19 protein-coding genes are annotated in these 25,685 nt (G+C 51.6%); 12 read left to right on the plus strand and 7 right to left on the minus strand.

What is annotated here, in order from left to right; genetic code table 11:
* The first annotated feature begins 40 nt into the window (after positions 1 to 40).
* The 4 genes from ACJJH9_RS19910 to ACJJH9_RS19925 all read left to right on the plus strand — a co-directional run bounded on the left by ACJJH9_RS19910 (position 41) and on the right by ACJJH9_RS19925 (position 4,233).
* Positions 41 to 1,078, plus strand: a complete 1,038-nt coding sequence (locus tag ACJJH9_RS19910; RefSeq protein ID WP_444923785.1) for an efflux RND transporter periplasmic adaptor subunit — start codon at positions 41 to 43, stop codon at positions 1,076 to 1,078.
* Positions 1,079 to 1,125: 47 nt separating this feature from the next.
* A complete protein-coding gene (locus ACJJH9_RS19915) occupies positions 1,126 to 1,821 on the plus strand; it encodes an ABC transporter ATP-binding protein (protein ID WP_444883271.1) in 696 nt (231 codons plus the stop codon).
* Positions 1,818 to 2,978: an ABC transporter permease gene (locus ACJJH9_RS19920; protein WP_444888978.1), complete on the plus strand. Its 1,161-nt coding sequence runs from the start codon at positions 1,818 to 1,820 to the stop codon at positions 2,976 to 2,978. The genes ACJJH9_RS19915 and ACJJH9_RS19920 overlap by 4 nt, the downstream gene beginning before the upstream one ends.
* A 67-nt stretch (positions 2,979 to 3,045) precedes the next feature.
* Positions 3,046 to 4,233 carry an ABC transporter permease gene (locus tag ACJJH9_RS19925; protein ID WP_444923786.1) on the plus strand — a complete coding sequence of 396 codons (1,188 nt, stop codon included), beginning with the start codon at positions 3,046 to 3,048 and terminating at the stop codon, positions 4,231 to 4,233.
* 42 nt (positions 4,234 to 4,275) lie between these two features.
* Here ACJJH9_RS19925 and ACJJH9_RS19930 read toward each other — a convergent pair whose 3' ends face one another.
* Positions 4,276 to 5,163: a lysophospholipid acyltransferase family protein gene (locus tag ACJJH9_RS19930; protein WP_444923787.1), complete on the minus strand. Its 888-nt coding sequence runs from the start codon at positions 5,161 to 5,163 to the stop codon at positions 4,276 to 4,278.
* Between the two features lie 157 nt (positions 5,164 to 5,320).
* Here ACJJH9_RS19930 and glyQ point away from each other — a divergent pair, with 157 nt between their 5' ends.
* The 4 genes from glyQ to ACJJH9_RS19950 all read left to right on the plus strand — a co-directional run bounded on the left by glyQ (position 5,321) and on the right by ACJJH9_RS19950 (position 12,296).
* A complete protein-coding gene (gene glyQ / locus ACJJH9_RS19935) occupies positions 5,321 to 6,277 on the plus strand; it encodes a glycine--tRNA ligase subunit alpha (protein WP_282930551.1) in 957 nt (318 codons plus the stop codon).
* Positions 6,277 to 8,358, plus strand: coding sequence for a glycine--tRNA ligase subunit beta (glyS, locus tag ACJJH9_RS19940; protein WP_444923788.1), 2,082 nt, complete (start codon positions 6,277 to 6,279; stop codon positions 8,356 to 8,358). The genes glyQ and glyS overlap by 1 nt, the downstream gene beginning before the upstream one ends.
* Before the next feature lie 54 nt (positions 8,359 to 8,412).
* Positions 8,413 to 8,964 (plus strand): D-glycero-beta-D-manno-heptose 1,7-bisphosphate 7-phosphatase, encoded by a 552-nt coding sequence (gene gmhB / locus ACJJH9_RS19945; protein WP_444923789.1) that lies wholly within the window; start codon positions 8,413 to 8,415, stop codon positions 8,962 to 8,964.
* 350 nt (positions 8,965 to 9,314) lie between these two features.
* Entirely contained in the window at positions 9,315 to 12,296 is a 2,982-nt protein-coding gene (locus ACJJH9_RS19950) for a S8 family serine peptidase (RefSeq protein WP_444923790.1), read from the plus strand.
* Positions 12,297 to 12,375: 79 nt separating this feature from the next.
* Here ACJJH9_RS19950 and ACJJH9_RS19955 read toward each other — a convergent pair whose 3' ends face one another.
* A complete protein-coding gene (locus ACJJH9_RS19955) occupies positions 12,376 to 13,650 on the minus strand; it encodes a serine hydrolase domain-containing protein (protein ID WP_444923791.1) in 1,275 nt (424 codons plus the stop codon).
* A gap of 330 nt (positions 13,651 to 13,980) precedes the next feature.
* The gene (locus ACJJH9_RS19960; RefSeq protein WP_444923792.1) at positions 13,981 to 14,967 is read right to left on the minus strand and encodes a GlxA family transcriptional regulator; all 987 of its coding nucleotides are present in this window, start codon (positions 14,965 to 14,967) and stop codon (positions 13,981 to 13,983) included.
* A gap of 379 nt (positions 14,968 to 15,346) precedes the next feature.
* Here ACJJH9_RS19960 and ACJJH9_RS19965 point away from each other — a divergent pair, with 379 nt between their 5' ends.
* Positions 15,347 to 16,534, plus strand: coding sequence for a class I SAM-dependent rRNA methyltransferase (locus ACJJH9_RS19965; RefSeq protein ID WP_444923793.1), 1,188 nt, complete (start codon positions 15,347 to 15,349; stop codon positions 16,532 to 16,534).
* Positions 16,535 to 16,610: 76 nt separating this feature from the next.
* Here ACJJH9_RS19965 and ACJJH9_RS19970 read toward each other — a convergent pair whose 3' ends face one another.
* Entirely contained in the window at positions 16,611 to 18,779 is a 2,169-nt protein-coding gene (locus ACJJH9_RS19970; protein WP_444923794.1) for a TonB-dependent receptor family protein, read from the minus strand.
* 229 nt (positions 18,780 to 19,008) lie between these two features.
* Here ACJJH9_RS19970 and ACJJH9_RS19975 point away from each other — a divergent pair, with 229 nt between their 5' ends.
* Entirely contained in the window at positions 19,009 to 19,452 is a 444-nt protein-coding gene (locus ACJJH9_RS19975; RefSeq protein WP_444923795.1) for a GNAT family N-acetyltransferase, read from the plus strand.
* 137 nt (positions 19,453 to 19,589) lie between these two features.
* Positions 19,590 to 20,270 (plus strand): phosphoadenosine phosphosulfate reductase domain-containing protein, encoded by a 681-nt coding sequence (locus ACJJH9_RS19980; RefSeq protein ID WP_444923796.1) that lies wholly within the window; start codon positions 19,590 to 19,592, stop codon positions 20,268 to 20,270.
* 260 nt (positions 20,271 to 20,530) lie between these two features.
* Here the strand turns inward: ACJJH9_RS19980 and ACJJH9_RS19985 are convergent, their stop codons facing one another.
* Positions 20,531 to 21,037: an SRPBCC family protein gene (locus ACJJH9_RS19985; protein ID WP_444923797.1), complete on the minus strand. Its 507-nt coding sequence runs from the start codon at positions 21,035 to 21,037 to the stop codon at positions 20,531 to 20,533.
* Between the two features lie 96 nt (positions 21,038 to 21,133).
* Here ACJJH9_RS19985 and ACJJH9_RS19990 point away from each other — a divergent pair, with 96 nt between their 5' ends.
* The gene (locus ACJJH9_RS19990; protein WP_444923798.1) at positions 21,134 to 22,030 is read left to right on the plus strand and encodes a LysR family transcriptional regulator; all 897 of its coding nucleotides are present in this window, start codon (positions 21,134 to 21,136) and stop codon (positions 22,028 to 22,030) included.
* Positions 22,031 to 22,112: 82 nt separating this feature from the next.
* Here the strand turns inward: ACJJH9_RS19990 and gyrB are convergent, their stop codons facing one another.
* Together gyrB and recF are read right to left on the minus strand one after the other, a co-directional pair.
* A complete protein-coding gene (gene gyrB, locus ACJJH9_RS19995; RefSeq protein ID WP_444923799.1) occupies positions 22,113 to 24,533 on the minus strand; it encodes a DNA topoisomerase (ATP-hydrolyzing) subunit B in 2,421 nt (806 codons plus the stop codon).
* Between the two features lie 21 nt (positions 24,534 to 24,554).
* Positions 24,555 to 25,658 carry a DNA replication/repair protein RecF gene (gene recF, locus ACJJH9_RS20000; protein WP_444923800.1) on the minus strand — a complete coding sequence of 368 codons (1,104 nt, stop codon included), beginning with the start codon at positions 25,656 to 25,658 and terminating at the stop codon, positions 24,555 to 24,557.
* Positions 25,659 to 25,685: the final 27 nt, after the last annotated feature.

A 25,685-nucleotide genomic window follows, 5' to 3' on the forward strand; every position in this document is an offset into this window, starting at 1 on the left:
GTTGTTCTTTACAGGAAGTAATCAATAAGAACATGGCTGTATGAGCAGAAACACCAGTGAGCTGCTCGGTCAGTTGAAAATTGACCGGGATACGGCTCCCAATGATTTACCGTCATCGTCCCAAAAAACCCTGCTGGCGGCTTCCACCGGTGCAGTCGTCGGCCTGCTAGTTGGTTTTTTTGGCGCCTCCCTCTTGCCCGAAGACTCACCCACAAGCCCTAACACAATCCCAAACCCCGCCAACACACACACTACGCCATCTGCCCTTCCCACTGGCACACGTCTGGAAACGGTGTTGAATGCCTCCGGATATATCACCGCTCGACGCATGGCCACGGTGTCAGCAGAAGTGATGGGACTGATCAGCAGTGTGGATGTCGAGGAGGGTATGCAGGTGCAGGAAGGTCAAGTGCTAGCCCGCCTCGACGACGTCAAAGCGCGCGTCAGCCTGGCATTTGCCCGTGCGCAGATTCAGGTACTGCAAGCCCAGGAAGCCAGTATTCTCGCCAAGCTAAAAGAAGCAGAGCGTCAGTACCGGCGTTTCGCTGGCTTGCGTGAAAAAAACTACTCCAGCAAAGCACAACTCACCCAGAGTGAGGCCACTGTTGAAGGTTTGAGAGCCGATTTAAACAGCGCCCGGGCAAATATTGAGGTTGCTAAACTGGAAGCCGAGCGACAGCGGGAGCGCTTGGAGGATCACACGATACGCGCGCCCTTTGCGGGAATCGTTACACAAAAAAATGCTCAGCCCGGAGAAATTGTCGCACCCAGCTCCGCCGGAGGCGGTTTCACCCGCACCGGTATCTGTACCATTGTGGATATGAACTCCCTGGAAATTGAAGTGGATGTCAATGAGGCATTTATCGGCCGGGTCTCCACTGGTCAAAGGGTAAACGCGAATCTAGACGCCTACCCGGAGTGGGATATTCCCGCCACGGTGGTGGCAATTATTCCAACCGCCGATCGCGCCAAAGCTACGGTGCGTGTGCGTATCGGTATCGATCAAAAAGACGCCCGTATCCTACCGGATATGGGGGTGAAGGTCGGCTTCCTGGCCGGGGAGGAAGTCGCTCTTTAACGGCACAGACTACGGCTCTAATTATTCATTAAAAAAGGAAATTACAGATGTCTGAAGATGTGTTGTTTCAGTTAAAAAATGTCGGCAAGAGTTTTATCAAAGGTAAAGAGAAAATCTCTATTTTTGACGATCTCAATATGAGTATTGAGCGAGGAGATTTTGTCGCCATTATGGGGCCTTCCGGCTCCGGAAAAACCACTCTGTTAAATATGCTCGGCGGTGTCGATCAACCCACCAGCGGGGAAATTTGGTTTGATGGCACCCGTATAGACTCCCTCAATGAGAGCGCCCTAACCCGTTGGCGCGCGCAGAATATTGGTTTTATTTTCCAATTCTACAACCTGATGCCAATGCTCAATGCCCAACGCAATGTAGAACTGCCGCTACTGTTGACCAAGCTCTCCAAGGCACAACGCCGCAAAAATGTCGAAACCGCCCTCGCTTTGGTGGGCTTGAGCGATCGCGCCAAACATATGTCCAGTGAAATGTCCGGCGGCCAGCAACAGCGGGTGGCCATCGCCCGCGCAATTGTTTCCGATCCTAAACTCATTCTGTGTGACGAGCCCACCGGTGATCTCGACCGCGCCACCGCCGATGAAATCCTGGAGATGCTGCAACTACTCAACCGCGATCACGGCAAGACCATCGTCATGGTTACCCACGACCCGGCCGCAGCCAAATACGCAAAACGCACCCTGCATCTCGACAAGGGACAATTTGTGCAGAGGGAAATAGTGGCATGAACGATCTCTATTTAATTTATAAAAACATGACGAGGAAACCTCTGCGGTTATTTCTCACCTGCTTTGCAATTTTTATCGCTTTTTTAATTTTTGGCGCAGTGACCAGTTTGAAATCTGCACTCAATTCCAGTGTGGAGTTATCCGCTGATAATCGCCTGGTAGTTTTTAACCGGATTAATTTCACCCAATCGCTACCCATCTCTTATTTCCAAAAAGTCGCTGCGGTCGAGGGAGTAAAAGATGTCACTCACCTGAACTGGTTTGGCGGTTATTATCAGGAACAAAGTAGACAAATTGTCTCGCTGGCAGTGGACCCCGAATCCTATTTACGCGTTTACGAAGAAATAGTGATTCCGGATGAGCAAAAACAGGCTTGGTTTAACAATCGTCAGGGCGCACTGATAGGTGAGAAACTCGCGCAAATATATGGCTGGAAAATTGGTGACCGGATTCCTATCTCCTCAAATATATTCACCCATAAAGATGGTGGCTATACCTGGGAGTTTGTAGTCTCAGGAATTTTTAAAGGGGATACCGAGCAGTACGATACTCGCCAAATGTTATTCCATTATAAATACTTCATGGAAACTCAGACATTTGGCAATGATTGGATAGGGTGGATGGCACTCACTACTGACGATCCCTCTCTCAATGAGAAAGTAGCCAAAACCATTGATGACAGTTTTGCCAATTCGCAAAGTGAAACCGATACCAGTACGGAAAAATCCTTTAATAAAGCTTTTATCGAGCAAATTGGCAATATCGGTTTGATTATTTTCTCGGTGGTTTTTACCGCGTTTTTCACCATTCTGATTGTGGTTGGCAATACCATGGCCTTGGCAATTCGCGAGCGCACCGGCGAGATAGCTGTACTCAAAACCCTGGGCTTTTCCAGCGCACGTATTTTTCGCATGGTGCTATCAGAATCCCTGTTGGTCGCATTTATCGGCGGTCTCTCCGGACTCGCTGCGGCCTGGCTGTTAGTTGAAGGAATAAAAACCTTTCTCGCCCGTTTCCTGCCCAACTTGATTCTCGATGGCGATATCGCTCTGCAGGCGCTGTTTTTTATGCTACTGCTGGGAATTATTACCGGCTTGCTACCGGCTTTTAACGCGCTGCGACTGAATATTGTCTCGGCATTTAATCGTCAGCCCTAAATACATCAGATCGAGTTCCTAACAACTGTAGGTGCCCGATTGATCAAGCCCAACCGGAGGAAAGCCAATGGGCTCTCTAATTGCACAAATTATTTCAGTGACCCTGATGAACCTGGGCAGCCTGCGCCGGCGCCTGTGGATGTCACTGGCGATGGTACTGGCCTCGGCGGTGGTGGTGGCAATACTGCTGGCATTTCTCGCCATGGCCAAAGGCTTCGAAGAAACTATGCGCGGCGCCGGCTCCAACCAAATCGCCATCCTGATGCGCGAGGGTTCCTCCACCGAGCTCAACTCGGTGATCCTGCAGGATCAGGTCAACCTGGTTAGCGAATCTGCCGGAGTCGCCCGGGACGCCAACGGCCCACAGGTTTCACCGGAACTCTATGTCATTGTGGATGGTATCAAAAAGTCCAGTGGTACCGAGGCCAATATCCCCCTGCGCGGACTCAACCAAACCGGTATGGCCATGCGCACCAACATGCACTTAACCGAAGGCCGTATGTTTGTTCCCGGAACCAATGAAATGATTGTCGGCGAAGGTGTCCTGCGGGAATTCAGCGGTTTCGAGATTGGCAAGGAAGTGCGCTTTGGTAAAAACCTGTGGACAGTTGTCGGAGTTTTTTCCACAGGGGGCAATATTTTTGAAAGTGAGCTGTGGGCAGATATCAAAACAATCCAGAGCCATTACAACCGTGGCAGCAGTTATCAGTCCATTCGCTTGCAACTGGACAATGACGACGGCCTGGCATCGGTCAAGGAAACCATTGCGCGGGAACCGCGCCTTAATCTCGAAGCGCAGACCGAGCGAGAATACTTCGCCAGTCAGGGTAAACAACTGCAGTACATCGCCACCTTTGGCTGGATTATCAGTGCGGTGATGGCCCTCGGTGCCCTGGCTGGAGCACTCAATACCATGTACACCTCAGTGGCGGACCGTGCCAAGGAAATTGCCACCCTGCGCGCCCTCGGCTTCAGTAATTTTTCCGCTTTCTGCGGCACGATTGCTGAAGCGATGGTACTGGCGGTGGCCGGTGGACTACTGGGGTCATTGGCCGCCTACTTGTTCTTCGACGGCCTAAATACCTCAACCCTGGGCGGCAGTTTTACCCAGGTGGTGTTCAGTTTTGAGATGTCCCCAGACCTGTTCGTGCAGGGCGCCGTGTTGGCGCTGGTAATCGGCTTTGTCAGTGGTTTTTTCCCCGCCTGGCGCGCCGCGTGTATGCCGGTAATTGTGGCATTTCGCCACGCGACGTAAATTTTACCTAGATGCCGATAGACATAGGGGCCGCTCAGGCCCCTATGTTTGTTTGCGGTAAATTTTACTCTTGCCTTCCGGCTGTCTGCGAAAGCGCTTGTATTCCCACTGATACTGCTCCGGCGCCTGGGCGATGCAGGCCTCCACACCGCGGTTCATCGCCGCCAGGGATACTTTTTGTTCTTCGCTGTAAATCGCTTTTTCTGCGGGGACAAAAACCAGCTCAAAACCGCCTTCTACACGCTTGCCAAACCCAAAAACCACATGGCACTTGGTGCGCTGTATCAGATTATGCACCAGGGTCATCGTCAGGGCCGGGCGCCCAAAAAACGGGGCAAAGTCACCGCCCATATCCGGTTCCTGGTCGGGAAGAATCAGGGCTAAATCTCCCGCTTTCAATGATTTAAGCAGCGCGCGTACACCGTGCACATTGGTGGGCACCATCTTGCCGCCAGTTACTTCGCGCCCGCTGCGAATCACCGGGTCCAGGGCTTCTATTTTAGGAGGCTGGTAAAGTACAGCACAGGGGGACAAGGTACCCACATACAGGCCGAATATTTCCCAGTTGCCAGTATGTGGCATTAAGACAATGGTGCCGCGCCCATCGGTCTCACCGGCGTTGAGTAACTGCTGATTGCGCACACGAACAATGGCATTTTCATTTTTTGCCCAGGGCGTATTCCACAGTGACGCCATCTCAAAACCCGCCATGGCCGTGTTGATCACACTCTCCCTCGCCAGCTTTTCACGCTGTTTGGGGTCCATTGCCGGATAGCAGAGTTTGAGATTAATGCGGCTCAGGCGCAGGCCTTCGGAACGAGTCCACACAGCCATTTTGCCAGCAAACCAACCCAATCGCCGCGACCAGTGCAACGGCAATTTGCCGATGATTTTCAGTGCTCCTACAGCAAGGCGCCCCTTAATATCCACTCACTACTTCCTATACAAAAACCACTTTAAAGTGGTCGTGTTGCCCAAGTATGGCCATTGAAACCCCTTGACGCGGCTATAGCGCTTTAAGCGCAGCAGTCGCTGCCGCTATAATTGCGTCCCTTTGCCCACAGCAGATACTGATCCGGAGATAGCGGTGTCCAAGCAATACGATCTCAGTACCTTCCAGGGACTTATTTTTGCCCTACAGGATTATTGGGCGCGCCAAGGGTGCGTCATTCTACAGCCTCTGGATATGGAAGTGGGCGCCGGCACCTTTCATCCGGCCACTTTCCTGCGCGCCATAGGCCCGGAAAACTGGAACGCGGCTTATGTACAGCCCTGCCGCCGCCCCACCGATGGCCGCTACGGCGAGAACCCCAACCGCCTGCAGCACTACTACCAATACCAAGTAGTGATGAAGCCATCCCCGGACAATATCCAGGAATTGTACCTCGATAGCCTTCGCGCCATGGGCGTAGATCCCGCTGTCCACGATATTCGCTTTGTTGAGGACAACTGGGAATCCCCAACCCTGGGCGCCTGGGGCCTCGGCTGGGAAGTTTGGCTGAATGGTATGGAAGTTACCCAGTTCACCTACTTCCAGCAGGTGGGCGGCCTCGAGTGCTACCCAGTTACCGGCGAGATCACCTACGGTCTTGAGCGTATCGCCATGTATCTGCAAGGTGTCGAGTCCATCTACGATTTAGTGTGGACCCGCAACCCGGATGGCAGCCCCGTCACCTACGGCGACGTTTTCCATCAGAACGAAGTGGAAATGTCCCACTACAACTTTGAACACGCCGATGTGGAGTTCCTGTTCGCGACCTTCGATCACTGTGAGCGCGAGAGCACACGCCTGATTGAGCTGGGCCTGCCGCTGCCCGCTTACGAGCAAGTTATGAAGGCCTCTCACGCCTTCAACCTTCTGGATGCGCGCCACGCCATCTCAGTGACTGAGCGCCAGCGCTATATCCTGCGCGTACGAACCCTGGCCCGCGCCGTGGCACAGGCTTATTACGATGCGCGCCGCGCCTTAGGCTTCCCCATGGCAGATGAAGCACTGCGGGCAGATATTTTGGCGGAAGACATCGAGCAAGAGGAGAAGCAGTAATGGCTCAGGATTTTCTGGTAGAGCTGGGCACCGAAGAGCTGCCGCCCAAGGCGTTACACAAATTAATGAGCGCTTTCGCCGATGGTATTACCCAGGGCCTCAAAGGCGCCGAGTTGTCTTTTGGCGAAGTTAAAGCCTACGCAGCCCCCCGTCGCCTGGCCGTAGCAGTATTCGGTTTGGCAGATAAGCAGCAGGACAAACAAATTGAAAAGCTGGGCCCGGCTGTCAAAGCCGCTTTCGATAAAGAGGGTAAGCCCAGCAAGGCCGCTGAGGGGTTCGCCCGCAGCAACGGCGTAACTGTTGAAGAGCTGGGACGCAAAGAGACCGACAAAGGCGAGCGCCTGGCCTTTATCAGCGAGCAAAAAGGCGCTGAAACCGAATCCCTGTTAGCGGGCATTGTCGAGAAGGCATTGGCGCAACTTCCAATTCCCAAGCGAATGCGCTGGGGTGCGCGCCGCGAGGAGTTCGTGCGCCCGGTGCACTGGCTCGTCATGCTGTTTGGCAACAGGGTAGTCAACGGTGAAGTACTCGGCTTAAAAGCCGGTAACACCAGCCGCGGCCACCGCTTCCACTGCAATCGCGAGCTGGAGATCCACTCCGCCCACGACTATGCACAGGTTCTGCGCGAACCCGGCTACGTAATGGCTGACTTCGCCGAGCGCCGCGAAGCCATTCGCGCCCAGGTGATCGCCGAAGCCAACAACGTCAATGGTGAAGCGGTCATCGATGACGATCTGCTCGACGAAGTGACTGCACTGGTTGAATGGCCTGTCGCCCTCACCGGCCGCTTCGAAGAGCGCTTCCTGGAAGTACCCGCTGAAGCCCTGATCTCCTCCATGAAGGAGCACCAGAAATATTTCCATGTGGTAGATGAAGATGGCCAATTGCTGCCTTTCTTTATCACCGTGTCCAATATCGAGAGCCAGGATGCCGCCCAGGTTATCCACGGCAATGAGCGCGTAATCCGTCCGCGCCTGGCAGATGCTGCCTTCTTCTTTGAGACCGACAAAAAGACCAGCCTGGAATCACGCCGCGAGAAACTGCGCCAAATCGTGTTCCAGCAGCACCTGGGTAGCGTCTACGACAAGACTGAACGGGTAGCCGCCCTGGCCCGCACCATCGCTGAGAAAACCGGAAGCAACGGCGACTGGGCCGAGCGCGCCGGCCGCCTGTGCAAGTCGGACCTGGTTACCGAGATGGTGTTCGAGTTTGCCGATATGCAGGGCATCGCCGGCTACTACTACGCCGAAAATGACGGCGAGCCGTTGGATGTGGCCAAGGCCATGTACGAGCAGTATATGCCCAAGTTTGCCGGCGACGAGCTGCCCGCCAGCGACACCGGCACTGTAATCGCCCTGGCGGATCGCCTGGATACTTTGGTCGGCATCTTCGGCATAGGCCAACCCCCCAGCGGCTCCCGCGACCCCTTCGCCCTGCGCCGCGCCAGCCTGGGGATCATCCGCATTCTCGTAGAGAAGCGCCTCGACCTGGACCTGCGCGAATTGCTGGAATTGGCCCGCGACAACTACCCGCGCACCGCCCTGGGTGAATATGACAAAGTGGTAGAGCAGACTTTGCAGTATGTACTGGAGCGCTTCCGCGCCCGCTACGAGGATCAGGGCATTGCCGCCGAGGTATTTATGTCTGTTGCCGCGCGTAAGCTGTCGCGCCCGCTGGATATCGACAACCGTGTGCACGCGGTTAACGCCTTCAGCCAGCTGCCAGAATCCGGGGCTTTGGCCGCCGCGAACAAACGCGTTTCCAATATCCTTGCCAAGCTGGATGGCACAGTGCCCAGCAGTGTCGATGAAGCACTATTGCAGGAGGAAGCGGAGAAAGCCCTGTTCGCCGCAGTACAGGTTGCCCGCACAGAAGTTGAACCGCTGTATAGCGATGCGCTTTTCGCCGAAGGACTCGCCGGCCTGGCGGGCCTGCGTGAAACCGTGGACAACTTCTTCGACCATGTGATGGTAATGAGTGACGACGAGCAACTGCGCAACAACCGCCTGGCCCTACTGGCCCAGCTGCGTGCACTGTTCCTCGAAGTTGCCGACATCTCCCTGTTGGTTCCAGCCAAGTAATAGCGACTTGAAGCGGGGCTCTGCGCCCCGCCTCAACGAAACAGGCGAATCGACATGGCAATAATTCTTCTTGGCCGCGATGGGGTCATTAATCAAAACCCCAACCAGTTCGTAAAATCCGCAGACGAATGGCAGCCCCTGCCCGGCAGTATTGAAGCGCTGGCTGCGCTCAGTCAGGCTGGCCACCAACTGGTGATTGCCACCAACCAGAGCGGCCTGGCCCTGGGCCAGTTTGACTTGGATGACTTGGAGGCGATACACGCCAAGATGCGTTCCCAGGTAGAGGATGCAGGCGGTGAAATTGCCGCGATTTTCTACTGCCCCCATGGGCCCGAAGACAACTGCCGTTGCCGCAAACCCCAGGCGGGCCTGCTGGATGCCATCGAAGCGGAATTCGACACCAGCTTGCATGGCTGCTATCTAGTTGGTGACAAACTAGCAGACCTAAAACTAGCGTTACAAAAAGATTGCAAACCCGTACTGCTCAAATCTGGGGAGGGTGAATTAACAATGCAACAATTATTCCAAAAACCAAATTCACGCCTATCCAATACCATCGTATTTAATGATTTAGCGCAATTTAGCAGATTTGTTTTACAGAATTAATTTACAAATTTGTATTTGTAATTTTTCTATTTGAAATATTACTTAACACCCCTTTCTATCAATAATAGATTAACTGACTTTCATACAATCTCATGTTAGATTTTCGTCTAATTTTTTTATTTTGAAGCACTTCATTGAATCGCACGCCATTTTCCTTTAAAAGCTAATGAGCAAGGCGAGCCTCTCCTTTTTGGTTTGTAAGTTGTTGCTCAGGCCAGAAATGATCACAGTTTGAAAAAAGTTGTTTCCAATAACTTAATTTATAAAATATTTTTATAGGTTTTCTGTTATTGGAATATTTTTTTCTCTCGAAATCCCGTCTGCTAAAAAAAATAAAATGGGAGTTTACGATGAAAAGAAAAATTATTTCCTCGCTTTTGGCGGGGCTGCTGGCATCAGCTAGCAGCTTTGCAGATACACCTGACGGTACACACTTGCCCAATCTGGAAAAACAAAAAAGAGTATTTATTGTTCAACTGGATGGTGAACCTCTATCTGCCTATCGCGGCACTATTCCAGGCCTCTCTGCCACTAAGCCGGCCCTAAAGCGCAAACTAGATCCCCGTAGTAGCAGTTATCGCCACTACGCCAACTTCTTGAAAACACGTCGCCAACAAGTTCTCTCCGCAGTTCCTAAGGCCCGAAAAGTACATGAGTACGAAGCAGCCTTTAATGGATTTGCCGCAGTAATGAGTGAGAAAGAAGCTGAAGCTCTACGCGCTCACAAAGATGTAAAGGGTGTTTGGGAAGATGAACTGCTCAAGATGCACACAGATTCCACTGCGGACTTTCTCGGATTGACCCAAATACCCAGTCCCTGGCTCTGGGGTATCACTGGTGAAGATATTGTTATTGGTGTAATTGACTCAGGGATTCACCCCGAGCATCCAAGCCTTGCCGACACACCAACGCCACGTCGGGGCAATCGAGGAGTCGATATTCCCTACGGGCCAATTCCAGAATCCTTTACCGGCGAAGGCTGTGATTTTGGTAATAGCGAATTCAATCCAGATGATGCCGCCTTTACCTGTAATAATAAATTGATCAAGGCCAAAGCCTTCAACACCTCCTTCCTTACCAACAACACTCTGGCAGACTATGAGTTTATGTCCGCCCGAGATGCTGACGGTCACGGAACCCATACTGCCACCACCGCCGGCGGTAACTATGGAGTACCAACTCCAGATGGCCAAACCCTAACTGGTATGGCTCCCAGAGCACGAATTGCTGCATATAAAGTGTGCTGGGACGCATCAGATCCGGATAGAAGCGGCTGTTACTCATCTGATTCTATGGCGGCCATTGACGAGGCTGTCGCTGATGGAGTCGACGTAATCAACTTCTCTGTAGGTGGAGAAAGCACGGTATTTACTCGTGGTCGTGATTTGTCCTTCCTATTTGCCGCCGATGCAGGCGTCTTTGTCGCCACTTCCGCAGGCAATGACGGTCCCGGCCCACGTACTATGGGTACACCCTCCGGCGTTCCATGGATCACTGCAGTAGCAGCATCTGAGGATGACCAAAGCTTCGCAACTGTGCTCCAAGTCGATGCACCCAAGGCTATTGCTGGTACCTATGAACTGATGGAAGGTGGTGGACCTGTCTCCCTTGAGGATAGTGGCCTTTTGTCAGGACCTATCGTTGTAAGCGAGCCCTTGGAAGCCTGTTCCGCGCTGGAAAACCCCGAAGTTATGGAAGGTAAAATTGCCCTGGTAAAACGCGGCAGCTGCTCTTTCACAAGTAAATACAACAATGTCGCTGATGCGGGGGCTGTGGCTATAGTGGTGTACAACGATGGGGCTGACGATGGCCGTATGGATCCACTCTCAATGTCTGCTCCGGATACCACTATCCCAGGCGTAATGATCCGCTACAAAGACGGTGAGCTTATTGCCTCTACCGCTGGTGTTAGCGGAATTCTTGATCCGGAGCTACAGGTATCCCGTGAGGATCGAGTTGCAGAATTCTCCTCCCGCGGCCATAACGTTGGTGCACCGGATATTATTAAACCGGATGTCGCAGCACCGGGGGTCGGTATCCTCGCAGGTACCTCACCGGTATTGAGTGGTGGTAGCCTATTTGAATCATTAAACGGTACCTCCATGGCCAGCCCTCATGTAGCCGGCATTATGGCTCTTCTTAAGCAAGCCCGCCCTGAGTGGTCCCCAGCAATGGCCAAGTCCGCACTGATGACCACTGCACGCACCGACCTGCTGAAGTCCTTCGGTCCTGAAGCCGCAGACCCATTTGATTTTGGTGCTGGCGCGATCGTACCTTCCGCAGCTTTCCGTCCAGGTCTAGTCTACGATGCAGGGCTTAATGATTATTTGGCATTTCTATGTGGTGCCGAGTTCCAGGAGCAGATTCTAGAGCCTGCAACCTGTGAAGAATTGGTATCCATGGATTACTCCCTGGACTCCAGCGATCTCAATCTGCCGTCAATCGGCATAGGTGAACTAGTCGGAACCCAGACCGTGAAACGCCGTGTGACCAGCGTGGCCCCAGGAAAGAGGTGGTACTGGGCATCGGTTAATGCACCAGAAGGTATTGAAGTAGATGTCCACCCAAAAATCCTACGCCTTAGGGAAGGAGAAAGCGCAGAATTCGAGGTCACCTTTAGTGCCACTGACACTGCAATTCTAAATAAGTGGGTCTTCGGTGACTTAACCTGGAAATCCGTTGGTTCTCGCCAGGATGTACGCAGCCCAATTGCTGTGAGGCCCGTTCCGCTGTCTACTTCTGAGTTCATAAACATCATGGGTACTGAAGGTGTTCTTGACCAGGAAGTGGTATTTGGCTATAGCGGAAATTTCCAAGCCAGCATTAGCGGCCTGGCTGAAGCTGTGGCAGTAGCCAGCAGTGTCGAGGATCAGGCTACTCAAGTGATCTATTTTGATATCCCTGAGGGTACTGAGTTAGCCCGTATCGCCCTGTTTGATGCCGATGTGGGTGATGGTAGTGGCAGCGATGATCTTGATATAGTCGTCTACGGTCCTGGTCCTAACGGATCTGAGGTAGACGACAGTACATCTCCGACTTCTGCAGAGTCAGTCACTATGGTCAATCCCCTCCCTGGCCAGTATGAGGTGCATGTAGTGGACTATGCTTCTGCGGCGGGCTCCACACCGTTTACTCTTTTTAATTTCAATCTAAACGGTGATAACGGTAATACCCAGCTAACTGCGCCCTCTCAAGCTCAAGTGAGCACCAACGGTAATATTAAACTGGAGTGGAAGGATCTTGCTCCTGGCTCCCGTGCCTTGGGAATTCTTAGCTATGGCAACGGCCAAGAAGTATTTGCCGAAACCGAAGTAATGGTGAATACCCAATAGAAAGCCATTCCCTCCAATGATTGACAGAGGGGGGGTAATTTTTTGAAACCGGCCGAGGTATTAGTCTTGGCCGGTTTTTTTATTTACAACGTAATTTACCCTGTTGCCGAATAAAAGCTTCAGCAATATCCATTGAGATACGACCAAAATCCCAAAAAGCTTTTGTTTTACGATTGATATTTACTGCCACTGACAGGTTGTGATCCGGCATAATCATCAACCAACTTTGACTGCCGCGGCTGACACCACCATGATTAGCATGACGCACTATTCCCACAGATGGAATTTCTTGTTCTCGGTACCGCCAACCCAACGCATAGTGCTGCTTATTGACCTCTCCATTAGCAAGCTTTTGTGGGGACCAAAAAACTTCCCGGGTTTCAGCAGCTAAAAAGTTGTCGTCGAGATAGTGTGCACCAAGCTTTACCAGGTCAGTGGGTGTGGAAATAAAACCACCTCCCGGCAGACGATGACTTAAATCCACCGGTCGCCATTCACGCAGGCGAAGTTCATCCCCGCTTAAACCATTACTTTTATAGAAACGGGCAATATTTCTTTCCATATTGCCATTTAATGGAGAGACCTCAGTATTTTTCATTCCGGCAGGAATAAAGACTTCGTCTTCCATCACATTCAAATAGCTTTTTTGCTCTGAACCAGCCAGAACTGCTCCCAGAAGAACAGTCCCCAAGGTGCTGTAATAAAAATTTGTGCCTGGTTGGAATAACAATTCACTATTGTCAAAAATTTCCAGGGCCTGGTACATACTCTCGTAATGAGTGTCCAGTGCCAGTGTCTTATACAAACCAAGCCAATCAGAATTCCTCTTATAATGTGGTAAACCCGACATATGAGAGGCCAACTGGCGTGGAGTTATCTCTGCCCATTCCGGATTGGGCAATGCTTCTAGGTAGTTTGATATTGAACTGTCAAGGTCAACACTTCCCTTCTGTGCCAAGCGCGCCAGAGCTGTTCCAGTCAGAGCCTTAGAGGTACTGCCGATACGAAAACGTGTCTCAGTGGTAACAGGTATTTGCTCTTCCAAATCTGCCCATCCAGATGCGCCAGCCCAAACAAGCTTGCCACAAGTCGAGACTGCAGCAGAAATTGCAGGAGAACCAATCTTCTGGCGATGCTTTTCAATGGCTTTAAGCGACTGATCTGCTGCCGGTTGCAGCTCTTTTTGGTAAAGCTTTTGTGTCGATGGTGCCTCGGTGGCTAACGACTGCCAACCAAATGGACTAAGTGGTAACGAATCCAGAGACCAGGCATAAAATTGATAAACCGGCCAGAGCAAATAGCCAATACAAGACAGCAGGGCAAAGATACCCAACACAAACTTTTTATTTTTCATCTGATCTATCTATTTAGCCCCTAAGCCATATCTGTGAGATCTAACGGTTAACACGTACCTAAAAATTTTGAACCTAGAATTATTACATTGCAGCTATTGGAACAAGAGACACACTTACGACGAATTCTGACATTTTAATTGGGGAGCAATCTAAGAAAGTGTTTTTCCCATACTGTAACTATTCATCTTTTTTAGTTGAAAAAGCAGTCATTCAGGAGAATTAAAAAATTATCAAAAGGCCAATAATTCATTTAATTCTCAATTGAACACAGCCGAACACAAAATAATATTATTTCACGATGGATTATGAGTTTGCCTTTGTAGTTTTATTTAATGAAATCGCCGACGAAACTCACTGGGAAGTATGCCTTTATGTCTTCGAAACGTGCGTCTCAATTGCTCCTGAGATTGAAAGCCACATAGACAGGCTATTTTTTCCTGCGACAGGTTTTGTTCAGACAACAATTGGCAGGCTTTTTCCACACGGATATTTTCGACAAAGCGCGCTGGGGTCACTCCCAGCTCCTTGAGAAAGCAGCGAGAAAAATTACGGGGACTCATAGCAGATTCCTGTGCCAATTTTTCTACTGTGAGAGACTGATTTAAATTTTGGTAAATCCACTCCACAAGCCTGGCAAAGCGATCACTCTGTTGCTGATTCATCAAGTGGCTGCTGTATTGCCGCTGGCCGCCATCTCGCTTGAGATAGAGGACCATTAGTTTGGCGATTGCCAGTGCCAAACTACGCCCGTGATCTTCCTCCACTAACGCCAGAGCGAGATCAATACCCGCGGTAATACCGGCCGAGGTATAAATATGATCATCACATACATAAATCGCATCAGGGTCTACTTCAATATCGGCAAACTGTCCTAGCTCATCCACATTTGCCCAATGGGTAGTTGCTTTATGACCAGCCAGCACCCCAGCCTTAGCCAAAATCAAAGCACCATTACAAATTGAGCCCATCCGTTTAACCACCTGTTTTTGTTCACACAGCCAGTCGAGAATATCTGTTTGGGAATAGAGGGCTTTATAACTTCCAGGCGGCCCACCACTCATCAACAGGGTGTGGATATCTTTCACCTCACGATATCCACAATCCGCATACAGCTTCACACCCGTGCCCATCTGTACCAGCCCGGATTCTTCAGCCAATAACTGGATTTTGTAAAAGTCAGAAGGGTAACGCCCCTCCTCACGGAGGAGATGATTGGCCAGAGCAAAAACCTCCAGTGGCCCAGTCACATCCAAGCTGGAAGCGCCCGGATAGATAAACATGGCAATTTGAATAGACTGGTCCTGAGTCAATTTCATTGATAGAGTTTTCCACAACGCCAACAAGGCACAATTTTATCTTGGCGGTAAATTCTGCCGATTAATTCACACTTTACCAACCATTTCTGCTAAACACCCATCCTCCTGCAGAGGTTGTGACTACATTTATTGTCGAAGAATACATTATGTTTGTAAGTGCTCACATCCTAGTGAGCTACTCTGCTTACTGGATATCTGAATTCCTGTGGGTTATCCACAAAATGACCCAGTAGCTAGTTATTCACACTTTTACTCGTACTTTGCCCTTTGATCACTGCACATCGATCCTGTTTATCCACAAAGACTCGAAATCCTTGACCTATCCCCCGAGCCAAGCACAATTGCCTCCGCGAATCACCCCAGCTTACGGAGACCCCAATTGGCGGAATTAATATTGAATCGCGGCGCAGAGCGCCGTTTAAAGCGCGGCCACCTGTGGATATACAGTAATGAGGTGGACACCAAGCGCTCCCCGCTGAAAGGCTTGGAAGCGGGGAGCCAGTGCCAGGTTCTGGATAGTCAGGGTAAACTTCTGGGCACAGCCTGGGTCAACCCCAGCCAATTAATCTGCGCCCGTCTATTGAGCCGCAAGGACAATTTTTCCGAAGACGACATTGGTGAGCGCTTGCAAACCGCATTGCTACAGCGGCAACGCTACTTCGACCACCCCAGCTACCGTATGGTTTACGGAGATTCCGATGCCCTACCGGGGCTGGTCGTTGATCGCTTTAACGATCATCTAGTCGTACAAGTCAGCAACTGGGGCATGGATCGCTACCAACAGGTGGTTGTGGATAAGTTAATCGAGCTGACTCAACCTACAGGAATTTTACTGCGCAATGATCACCAGGGCCGTGCAGTTGAGAATATGCCCCTCATTAACCAGATTGCTTACGGAGAAGTGCCAGAACTAGTGCCCTTTGAGGAAAATGGCGTTCCGCTTTTGGCGCCAGTTCATCAGGGGCAAAAAACCGGTTGGTTCTACGATCACCGCGAAAACCGCCGCCTGTTAAACCGCTGGGTACGAGGGAAGCGTGTGTTGGACCTTTTCTCCTATGCGGGCGGCTGGGGAATCCAGGCTCTGGCCAACGACGCCAGCCACGCGGTTTGTGTAGATGCCTCGCAGCAGGCCCTGGACTGGTGTCAATTGAATGCACAGCATAACGGCTTTGCCGACAGACTGGATACCGTGCAAGGTAAGGCGCTAGAGGTTCTGAAGGCCATGGTGGCCGAGGGCGAGAAGTTTGATGTCATAGTGCTCGATCCCCCCGCATTTATTAAAAGACGCAAAGATCACAAGGCCGGCCTTGCCGCTTACCGCCACATAAACGAACTGGCTATGCGTTTATTGTCAGAGGACGGCTTGTTAGTAAGTGCTTCCTGTTCTATGCATCTTCAATCAGAGGAACTGCTCGATTGTGTACGCGGTGCGGCGCACCGATTGGGCCGTAGAGCTTCAATACTCGCCAGCGGTGGCCAGGGCGCAGACCATCCAATACATCCGGCAATTCCTGAGACCAACTACCTTAAGGCTCACTTTGTCCACCTGGGCGGCAGCCGCTGGTAGCGTGCATCTATTCGCTATAAAAGAAACCCCGGCGAAAGCCGGGGTTTCTAATTGAGTGCTCTGTCACTCTGTGGGATTAGAAAACGTATTTCATACCCAGTGTGGCGGTGCGCGGCCGGTTGGCGCGGGCACCATCGGGACTGCGGCTGATAATCACCTGCTCATCAAACAGGTTATCCACTTTCAGGTAACCGGTCAGGTCTGCGCTGAAATCGTAGTGCGCAGCGGCATCCACAACCCACAGAGACTCTGTGTAATCGAATTTATCGGTATTCCCCCGGTTACAACCGGTATTCACACACATCTCGTCCTGGTAAGCCGCGGTCAGGTTTAAACGCCAGGCTGCACCGCTGTCGAGGCCGGCGGATACGGCAAAAACATTTTCCGGCAGATATTCGAGATTATCGCCGGCAAGCAGGTCATTGCCGTCACTATCTTCACTGATTTCTGCATCAGTAAAGGTATAGGTTGCCCGCACCGGTAGTATCCAACCATTTGTGAGCACCCACTCACTTCCAAACGTAGCTTCCAGCCCTTTGATTTCTGCTTCACCCAACTGGTAGGTTCCACTCTCAGCACCATTGGGGCATTTCACCGCCACCGAGCAGTTTTGCACAGCATTTTCATAGTCACTATAGAAGGCGATCAATTCGGCATTCAGGCTGCCGTTATCGAAGCGAGCGCCCCATTCATAGTTTGTGGATAACTCCGGCCCCTGGCCATCGGCTGCACCTGCACCGGGAGGGGCAAAGCCACGGTGTACACCTGCCAGCAGGCTCCACTGTTCACTGGCCTGGTAAACAAGCCCCAAACCTGGCAGCCATTCATCCACCTGATTGGTGCGGTAACTGCCCTTCTCGGTACGCTCTGCGTCGTTATAGCGCTGCTGCTCGGTCTCTATTTCCTCGTAGCGAAGAACAGCGGTGAGAGTCAGCTTATCGTTCAGCTGGATATCGTCGTAGATAAAGAACGAAGTTGCATCCGCTTCTTCAACACGGTTATTGCTTGAACTTGGCAGCTCAACACGTTCGTATACCAGCTGGCCATCGGTCTGATTAAAAACTTCTACGGGCTGATATCTGTCGACTTCATCCTGATGTTGACGTATACCGAAGGCTAATTCATGAGCGACGGTGCCAGTGCTAAAGCGCCAATCGGCACTGATCTGCAGGCCCTTGGCCTCGTACTCACGGTTGTTGTGCTTAACACCGAAGGTGTAATCCTCGGTGCCATCCAATACCGCCTGTGGGTCTAGAACTCCATCAACACTGCCGCCGGTATTAACAGCATCTATCAAGTCCCCCTCGCTGACCTTGAACCAGTCGCGCTTAAACTTGTTGTAGTAAGCCTGGGTATGCAGGGTAAAGTTGTCACTCAGTTCGATGCTGTGGTTCAGCTGGATAGTGCTGTGGCGATTCTGCATTTCATCCAGGGCGCTGATACCGTATCGACGGTTCGGATCTTTCTTAAAGTCGGCATCCGTTAGGCCCAGATAACTCATGCCAGACTCCTCTTCGGAGTACTGCAACTTTATATCCAACTGCTGGCGGTAGGTCGCATCCGCATTGGATTGCAGGCGACCTTTCAGCAGATAGTCTTCTTTGGCGATATCTGCACTGCCAGATCGATCAATTTCGCGGAAACCGTCGGCATACTGTTGCTGGGTCTCCAGTAGCCAGCCGGTATTTTCTGTGCTGGTGCCATAGTGTGCGTGCACACGGGTCTCACCGTATTCACCGGCTTCCAGCTGCACCATCCCCTGGCTGAAAGTGGGAATGGGGGTACTCAACATATTTACCGCACCACCCACGGTGAATGGGCCGTATTGCAACGCAGCGGGGCCCTTCACTACTTCAATGGCATCCATGCGGCCGGCACTCGGAAAATAATACGCTTCCGGTGCCGAGTAGGGTGCTGGAGCCACCAGGACTCCATCTTCCATCAGGGAAATTTTGGCGGAGCGCCCACCCTGGGCACCGCGAATTCCAATATTCGGGCGCAGGCCGTAGCCATCCTCTTCAAGGATGTAGACCCCCGGAACCGAGCGCATCATACGGTTGATATCCACAAACTCGAATTTTGCCAGCTCTTCGGCATCAACCAGGTGCGCGGAGCCCGGCAGCTTGGAGACAGAATCGGAGTTACCAATAACGGATACGCTCTCTAAACGTTCCTCAGCGAGGCTGGGAGCTGCGACAGCAACCGCCAGGGCAAAAGCCATTGGCGACAGGAAAAATCTCTTCATGAACCCTCCAATGAATCTAAGTAATTTGTAATTGTTTTTGTTAATAAGAATGATTGTATTTTACCACTTAGAAGGGTGGGATATGACAGAACATTTTTTTGTTTTTTGGCGCCTTTACGAGGAAAAAACCTCTTTGTTTTTAGTTTCTATCCTAATAACTTGATGTTTCCTAGGATCTACTCTTTGAGCTGACTAGCATTGGGCCCATGTATCCACTTTGGGAATGCCCATGATACGAATGGCAGAACTCAAAGAGTTGGATAGGCTGGAACAGCTCTGGCTACACGCTGTAACAAATTCACACCCTTCGCTGCCCCGTCAGTTCTGGTTGCAGCGCCGTAGTGAATTTCGTAGAGACTGCCGCCGATCCAACCAATGTCTGGTCTTTACCGGCCGCCACAGCGCCGTTGCGGAGGCTTTTATTACCCTGGTGGACAGGGATAACATCGCCCACCTCTGTGTTAGCCCACTGTTCACCGGCTGTGGTATTGGCGCCACCTTACTTAAGGCTGTCGCCGGGGGATGTAAACAACTCCAGGCTCAAGTATTTCGTGAAAACCTGCGCACGCGTTATTTCCTGCAAAAACATGGGTTTGTAGAAACACAGCGCGGATACAATGCCGAATATGGCCAGCATCAGATTTTTATGTCCTGTGGAGGTCTCAGCCCCTGAATTCATAACCTAAAATCCGAGGTTCAACCCATTACTTATAACCGAAGCTTATTGATTCACTCCTTTTTATTGTTTCTACGCGACAAGCTATCCGGGTAGCATGACTTCCATTCTAGTTTTCCAATGCGCTGATTTTTATGGGACACAACGCTTCCAGTAATGCCCTGCAGCCTTCGAGAGGCCGCTTCTTTCATCACAATGCCAACCTGGCAGTATTGAATCAGACTTTTGCTGAGGCTAAACCCAGCGAAATCATGCAATTCACCATGGAAAAGGCCCAGAACCCGGTAGTCTTTACCAACTTCCGCCCCCTTGCTGTGGCCTTTCTGCATCTTGTGAGTAGAGCCAAGCCGGATATTCCGGTGATCTGGGTGGATCACGGCTACAACACCCCGGAGACCTACCGCCACATAGAAAATGTGGTGGAACGGCTTAACCTCAATCTGCGCACCTATTCTCCAAAGATGTCTGCGGCCCACTACAACGCCGTCCACGGTGGTATTCCGCCCCTGGATACTCCCGAGCACGACTTTTTCTCGCGTACAGTGAAACTGGAGCCGTTTAACCGCGCCATGCAGGAACTGAAACCGGATGTATGGCTCAACGGCATTCGCCACGATCAGAATGCCCACCGCAAAAACCTGGATATTTTTACCCAGGGGAATCACGGCACCATTCGAGTAGCGCCAATGTTCCACCTGAAGGAGATCGATGTAGAGGAGTACGTTTACGAAAACGAACTGCCGGATAATGATGTGTATTTCGATCCGACCAAGGGTGAAGAACATCGCGAGTGCGGGTTATTACTGGAGAAATAAATTCATAGATCGGCGGGGGAATTTTTTCTCCGCCTTTTTTCTAAAAACTTTCTTTTTCCCTTAGTTTTTCCTCCAAAATACCCAATCTTCCGCGATCAAATAGTTCTTATTTATGCAGATCTAGTAATTCATAATTTTGGCTTTTGTCAGATTTCTCTGCAAAAAATATTTTTTTATCTTTGCTTTTTTCCCATTCCCTTCTGCTTGCTGATAGCAGAAACAGAAGGGCTTATAAAACTATATTCTTAATATTCAGCCAACTAAGCAGCGGCCTCACCGGTAAGATGCCGGCCTTTTTCCAAATGATTTTTTAGGTCCTCCAACATTTTACCAAACTGTGTGCCCGTCATTTTTTTCACTACCGGGCTCAGTACGCCACCAATGGCACCCAGCTCCATGTTCGCAGTGAAGCTCACCCTTGTCCCATTTTCGGATAAAGCCTCTAATTTAAACTGCGATAAACTTTTCTTCACCGGAAATCCTGGCGGTGTGTTCTTGGTTTCTACAGACACATCCAGCTCATGCTTTTTATCATCAAATCTTGTGATGGTTTCATCGGCGACAAGACCATTGGGGCCTTTATTTGTCAGTACACAGACACGCCCTTTTACACTGGCATTGCCAACCGGTGTACCCTCTTTGGCAAAGGAATGCGGTATCAGCATCATCCATTGGTAAGCGGTATCAAAATCCACAGCAAGCACTTTCCAGACCTCCTCAATCGGGTGGTCTATGGCAACTTCTCTCTTAACTTGAACGATTTTCATTGGATTCTCCCAGGATGTTCGGTGCAATAAATATTGACGGGAGACAGATTAGCTGGACACTATTTGCAACGGAATATAACAAAATAGGACACTGTGTTGCATAAAGGATCCATTGAATGGACTGATATTCAGTTCTTTATTGCGGTTGCCAGGAGTCATAGTGCCCGCAGCGTTGCTGAAGACCTTGGAGTGAGCCACTCCACTGTATCCCGCCGTATTGACGCTCTTGAAGAGAGGCTTCAAGCCAGACTGTTTTACCGTAACTCCAAAGGTTATCAACTAACCGAAGATGGAGAAGCCATGCTCGGTTATGCCAAATCCGCAGAGCAGTACCTCGACGCGGCACAGAAGCACCTGCAGGGTGGTAGCCATCGGCTCTCTGGGGAAATACGCGTTACCATGCCTGATGTCGTGGCCTCCCATCTTGTGATTCCGCACCTCAATGAGTTCACCAATGACTACCCACAGATAAACGTTCAGCTCCTAGTGACCAGCCAGGTGCTCAGCCTCGAGAAACACGAGGCGGATGTGGCTTTGAGAATCCTGCCCAAAGGTGCAGAGGTACCCGAAAGGTTTATTGCCCGTAAGCTTACCAACCTACCTAGCTGCTGTTACGGCTCGCCAGCCTATATTGCAGAATCACTACCAGAACACGGCCGCTGGCTCGGCTGGAGCAGTGAGGATGGCAGGGTGAACTGGGCCCAAAACACCCCTTATCCGGATTTGCCCTATCAACATCAGATCAGCCATGGCCTGATACAGCTAGAAGCCGTCAGAAGCGGACTGGGCTTAGCCAGGCTTCCCTGCTTTCTCGCCGATGGGATTAATGGAGTAATTCGCTTACCCGGCGCGGAGCCTTCCAGCCTGCACGATCTGTGGCTGGTCTCTACACCGGAACACCGCAATGTGCTGCGCTTTAAAGTCTTTCGAGAGTTTGTTGTGAGTCTATTCAGGCGCCTTGAGGATAAGTTGAAAGGCAAGCTGGCGGGGTGATTTCGATCGATATTTGCCTGGAGCGGTATAAAACCGCCCCAGGTAATCCATCTATTTTTAAGCGCAAGAGCGTCTGGAAGACTTAAACATCCAGGTTTTCTACCGCCAAGGCATTGGTCTCGATAAAGTCACGGCGTGGCTCTACCTGATCCCCCATTAGGGTGGTGAAGATCTGGTCTGCGGCAATGGCATCCTCCACAGTGACCTGCAGCATACGGCGGCTCTCTGGGTCCATGGTGGTTTCCCAAAGCTGCTCCGGGTTCATCTCACCTAGCCCCTTATAGCGCTGGATACCATAGCCTCTGCGGCTCTCGCCCATCAGCCAGTCCATCACTTCAGGAAAGCTGCCAACAACGTGCTGCTTTTCGCCGCGCTGAATAAAGGCACCTTCTTCCAACAGCCCCACCATCTTCTCACCCAGAGCGCAAACAGACGCGTACTCAGCGGAATCGAAGAACTCGTGGTTAATCAGGTAGTCACTGCCGACACCGTGGGCCACGATATGGATATGGGGCAGGAATAGGCCGCGCTCGGTGTTCTCCTGAACCGTCACTTCGTGACGACGGGTTCCACCGCTCTCTTCGTCACCGAGTTTCTCCTGTAGCTTCTCACTCCAAGCCGCGACTTTCTCCTGGGACTGCAGGTCTTCCTGAGACAAGCTGGGCAGGTAGATCATGCTGCGCAGCACCTCTTCTGGATACAGGCGGGACAGACGATCAATAGTAGCCAGCACACTGCGATACTCGCCCACCAGGCTTTCCAGGGAAGCGCCAGATAGTCCAGGTGCATCCGGGTTCACAAATAATGTGGCGCCTTCCAGGGCGGCGTTGGTGAGGAACTGAGTCAGAGCACCCTCATCTTTTAGGTACTGCTCCTGCTTACCCTTGGATATCTTATACAGTGGCGGCTGCGCGATGTAGATATGGCCCCGCTCGATCAGCTCCGGCATCTGACGGAAGAAGAAGGTGAGCAACAGGGTGCGGATATGGGCTCCATCCACATCCGCATCGGTCATGATGATGATGCTGTGGTAACGCAGCTTGTCCGGGTTGAACTCGCTCTTACCGATGCCACAGCCCAGTGCGGTGATCAGGGTGCCCACTTCGGCACTGGAGAGCATCTTGTCGAAGCGCGCTTTTTCCACATTGAGGATTTTGCCCTTCAGCGGCAGGATCGCCTGGGTACGACGATCGCGGCCCTGCTTAGCAGAACCACCGGCAGAGTCACCCTCCACCAGGTAGATTTCCGACAAGGCTGGGTCTTTCTGCTGGCAGTCTGCCAGTTTTCCGGGAAGACCAGCGATATCCAGGGCACCCTTGCGACGGGTCATCTCACGCGCCTTGCGCGCCGCCTCACGGGCTTTCGCCGCATCGATCATTTTAGTAACGACGGACTTGGCTTCCTGAGGGTTCTCCAACAGGTAGTCGTTGAAATGGTGTCCCATCTCCTGCTCAACAGCGGGCTTCACCTCAGAGGAAACCAGCTTGTCTTTGGTCTGCGAGGAGAATTTCGGGTCCGGTACCTTTACAGAGATAATCGCGGTGAGGCCTTCTCGGGCATCGTCACCGGTGGTATTGACCTTATCTTTTTTGCCCAGGCCCTCGCGCTCAATATAGGTGTTCAAACCGCGAGTCAGCGCCGCGCGGAAGCCTGCCAGGTGGGTACCACCATCGCGCTGGGGGATATTGTTGGTGTAGCAGAAAATGCTTTCCTGGAAACTGTCATTCCACTGTAGCGCCACTTCTACGGCGATGCCGTCATCGCGCTGGCTCTGGAAGTGCAACACCTTGTTGATGGGAGTTTTGTTTTGGTTAAGAAACTCCACAAAGGCACTCAAGCCACCCTCGTATTCATAGACCTCTTCCTTACCACTACGCTCGTCCTTCAAGACAATACGTACACCGGAATTGAGGAAGGACAGCTCGCGCAAGCGCTTGGCCAGTACATCGAAATGGAATTCGATATTGCTGAAGGTATCTGCAGAGGGCTTGAAGTGCACGGTGGTGCCGGTGGTATCGCTATCTCCCACCACCTCCAGTGGAGCCTGGGGCACACCGTGATGATAGGTTTGCTCGTGGATCTTACCCCCACGGCGGATAGTCAGCTTCAACTCTTTTGACAGCGCATTTACTACTGACACACCCACGCCATGCAGACCACCGGATACCTTATAGGTATTGTCATCGAACTTACCACCGGCGTGCAGCACGGTCATAATTACTTCTGCAGCAGAAACCCCCTCTTCTGGGTGGATTTCTGTTGGAATACCACGGCCGTTATCTGAGACAGAAATCGATTCATCCGGATGGATGGTTACGCGAATCTCATCGCAATGGCCTGCTAGTGCTTCATCGATGGAGTTGTCGACCACCTCGAACACCATGTGGTGCAGGCCGGTGCCATCGTCGGTATCACCGATATACATTCCGGGGCGCTTGCGCACCGCATCCAGGCCTTTGAGTACCTTGATACTGCTCGAGTCATAGCTTTGCTGCTCTGACATTTATTCGCTCCATTCAACTTATTATGCAGCCGATGCATCGGCGCTGATATTCCCATGTTCCACGTGGAACACTTTTGGGCAATTCCAAGGGGCTTCCAATTGTCGCCAGGGGCGGCTTGTAGTGCCCTCATCTATTCCGGTTACCAGTACCTGGCTGGCACAATGACCAACCCACTGGGCAAAAACTTGCTGATTGTGATCATCCAGCTCTGCTGGGAGGTCGTCCACAAGAAATACCGGTTTCTCTCGATGACGACAAACCAACTGCGCCATAGCCGTGCGTACGGCGCATACCAGCATCTTCTGCTGGCCACGGGATAAAACATTGTGTGCAGGCTCACCTGCAACGGTAAAACGGAGATCTGCTCTGTGAGGCCCAGTGCGGGTATGTCCCTGACTGAGATCACTATCCCGAGACTCTCTAAGCGCCTCGGCCAGTTCAACCTCTTTTCGCCAACCGCGTCGATAACTCATATCCACCCGATTTAGCAGGCTGGGAGGTAACTCTTCCAGTAGCGTTGTTACGGCTGCACGCAATTGCTCGAATTGGCTGCGACGCAGGGTGTCCACCTGTTCGCCACTTTGGGACAACTGATGCTCCCAAATCCCGATCGCGTCCGGATCGATTTTACCACGTCGCAACAAGGCATTTCGCTGCTTCAGTGCGATTTGATAGTTTTTCCATTCCTGAGCAAAGAGATGTTCCACGTGGAACACTGTCCAATCCAGAAGTCGCCTGCGCACTCCAGGGCCGCCATCCAGGGCGGAGAAACTATCGCTGTTAATCAGTTGTAAGGGGAGACAGTTAGCAAGCTGTGAACTGGACTCAGCCGCCGCCTGGTTGATACGCACACGGCCACCGCCATCAGCTAGGCGCTCGACCCCAAGATTGAAGCCCGTATCCAGCTGGGTAAAAACCGTGAGCCCTGAATGATCATGGCGGATAACCGATTTGTGCTGGCGAGACCGAAAAGAGCGGCCTGTAGCCAACATATGAACAGCTTCAAGAATGGAAGTCTTGCCACTGCCATTGACGCCACAGAACAGGTTAACCCCAGTGTCCAAAAGCAGATCGGCGTGAGAGATATTTCGAAAATTAGAAATCAGAAGGCGGGTCAGCGCCATAGACCCCTCGCCCCGCTGGCTGGGAAA

The organism is Microbulbifer mixtoriginis (SeqCode), from assembly GCF_052466715.1.

Bases quoted from the DNA above. Each gene is read 5' to 3' on its own strand.
- ACJJH9_RS19910 (WP_444923785.1), top strand. From the start codon at position 41: ATGAGCAGAAACACCAGTGAGCTGCTCGGTCAGTTGAAAATTGACCGG.
- ACJJH9_RS19915 (WP_444883271.1), top strand. From the start codon at position 1,126: ATGTCTGAAGATGTGTTGTTTCAGTTAAAAAATGTCGGCAAGAGTTTT.
- ACJJH9_RS19920 (WP_444888978.1), top strand. From the start codon at position 1,818: ATGAACGATCTCTATTTAATTTATAAAAACATGACGAGGAAACCTCTG.
- ACJJH9_RS19925 (WP_444923786.1), top strand. From the start codon at position 3,046: ATGGGCTCTCTAATTGCACAAATTATTTCAGTGACCCTGATGAACCTG.
- glyS (WP_444923788.1), top strand. From the start codon at position 6,277: ATGGCTCAGGATTTTCTGGTAGAGCTGGGCACCGAAGAGCTGCCGCCC.
- gmhB (WP_444923789.1), top strand. From the start codon at position 8,413: ATGGCAATAATTCTTCTTGGCCGCGATGGGGTCATTAATCAAAACCCC.
- ACJJH9_RS19950 (WP_444923790.1), top strand. From the start codon at position 9,315: ATGAAAAGAAAAATTATTTCCTCGCTTTTGGCGGGGCTGCTGGCATCA.
- ACJJH9_RS19955 (WP_444923791.1), bottom strand. From the start codon at position 13,650: ATGAAAAATAAAAAGTTTGTGTTGGGTATCTTTGCCCTGCTGTCTTGT.
- ACJJH9_RS19960 (WP_444923792.1), bottom strand. From the start codon at position 14,967: ATGAAATTGACTCAGGACCAGTCTATTCAAATTGCCATGTTTATCTAT.
- ACJJH9_RS19970 (WP_444923794.1), bottom strand. From the start codon at position 18,779: ATGAAGAGATTTTTCCTGTCGCCAATGGCTTTTGCCCTGGCGGTTGCT.
- ACJJH9_RS19975 (WP_444923795.1), top strand. From the start codon at position 19,009: ATGATACGAATGGCAGAACTCAAAGAGTTGGATAGGCTGGAACAGCTC.
- ACJJH9_RS19980 (WP_444923796.1), top strand. From the start codon at position 19,590: ATGGGACACAACGCTTCCAGTAATGCCCTGCAGCCTTCGAGAGGCCGC.
- ACJJH9_RS19985 (WP_444923797.1), bottom strand. From the start codon at position 21,037: ATGAAAATCGTTCAAGTTAAGAGAGAAGTTGCCATAGACCACCCGATT.
- gyrB (WP_444923799.1), bottom strand. From the start codon at position 24,533: ATGTCAGAGCAGCAAAGCTATGACTCGAGCAGTATCAAGGTACTCAAA.
- recF (WP_444923800.1), bottom strand. From the start codon at position 25,658: ATGGCGCTGACCCGCCTTCTGATTTCTAATTTTCGAAATATCTCTCAC.